Here is a 1,064-nt window from a genome sequence, read left to right as displayed (position 1 = left end):
TACCTGACGCCCATGAACATGACAACCAAACCTGAACAATCCCCGAAAAAGGAGGAAGAGACGCATGCCGATGATGACCAGACAACGGCTTGATGTGCCCCTGAAAATCAAATCGGTCAGCGACTCCGGTGAGTTCGAGGGCTACGGTTCGGTGTTCGGGGTCAAGGACAGCTACGACGATATTGTCCTGCCCGGCGCTTTTGCCAATACCCTGAAACAATGGAATGAGAAAGGCAGCCTGCCCGCGTTGCTCTGGCAGCACCGGATGGACGAACCCATCGGTATTTATACCGAGATGAAAGAAGACGAGACCGGGTTGTATCTCAGGGGGCGCTTACTCATTGATGACGATCCGCTGGCGAAACGGGCCCATGCCCATATGAAAGCCGGTTCCCTGTCGGGACTGTCCATCGGCTATATCCTGAAAGACTGGGAATATGACCGGACAAAAGAGGCGTTTTTACTCAAAGATCTCGATTTATGGGAAGTGAGTCTGGTGACCTTTCCCGCTAACGATGAAGCGCGGGTGAGCGAGGTGAAGTCGGCCTTTGCCCGCGGTGAAATACCTTCTCCAAAAAGTATTGAGCGAGTCCTGCGTGATGTCGGGCTGTCGCGAACCCAAGCCAAGGCCCTGATGGCTGACGGCTACCGTGCACTTTCTCTGCGTGATGCTGAGCGGGCCGCACTGGCCACCTTGAAATCCATTAAATTTAACTAAATAAGAGGCTGTTATGGCGATTGATCATAAAGATGTCAGTGAAGTTGCGCAGGAACTGAAAGGCGCTTTCGAGGCATTCCAACAGAAAAACGATAAGCGCATTGAGGCGATTGAGGCGGAAAAAGGCAAACTGTCTGAGCAGGTGGACACCCTGAACGGCAAGCTCGGTGAGCTGGATAGCCTGAAAACCGCACTGGAAGACGAACTGGCGGGGCTGAAACGTCCGGCAGGCAGTGGCAATAACAAGGCGGTGGATGAACACAAAACCGCGTTTGCCCAGTTTATCCGCAAGGGCAAGGTGGACGGGCTGGCCGAACTGGAACAAAAAGCCATGCAGACCACGACC

The 1,064-nt window shown here is 53.7% G+C and carries 2 protein-coding genes; both read left to right on the top strand.

Going from position 1 to position 1,064, the window contains the following annotated elements; genetic code table 11:
* The first annotated feature begins 70 nt into the window (after window positions 1-70).
* Entirely contained in the window at window positions 71-718 is a 648-nt protein-coding gene (locus AAC854_RS22660) for an HK97 family phage prohead protease (protein WP_340619061.1), read from the top strand.
* 13 nt (window positions 719-731) lie between these two features.
* Window positions 732-1,064, top strand: a 333-nt coding sequence (locus tag AAC854_RS22655) for a phage major capsid protein (protein ID WP_340619060.1), incomplete at its 3' end; no start/stop codon positions are given.

Origin of the sequence: Xenorhabdus entomophaga, from assembly GCF_037996725.1 — a bacterium.
GTDB lineage: Bacteria > Pseudomonadota > Gammaproteobacteria > Enterobacterales > Enterobacteriaceae > Xenorhabdus > Xenorhabdus khoisanae.
Note: the sequence above shows the minus strand (reverse complement) of the source record. Positions and strands in the feature narration are given on the sequence as shown.

Coding starts and splice junctions, on each gene's coding strand:
- AAC854_RS22660 (WP_340619061.1), top strand. CDS start 71: ATGATGACCAGACAACGGCTTGATGTGCCCCTGAAAATCAAATCGGTC.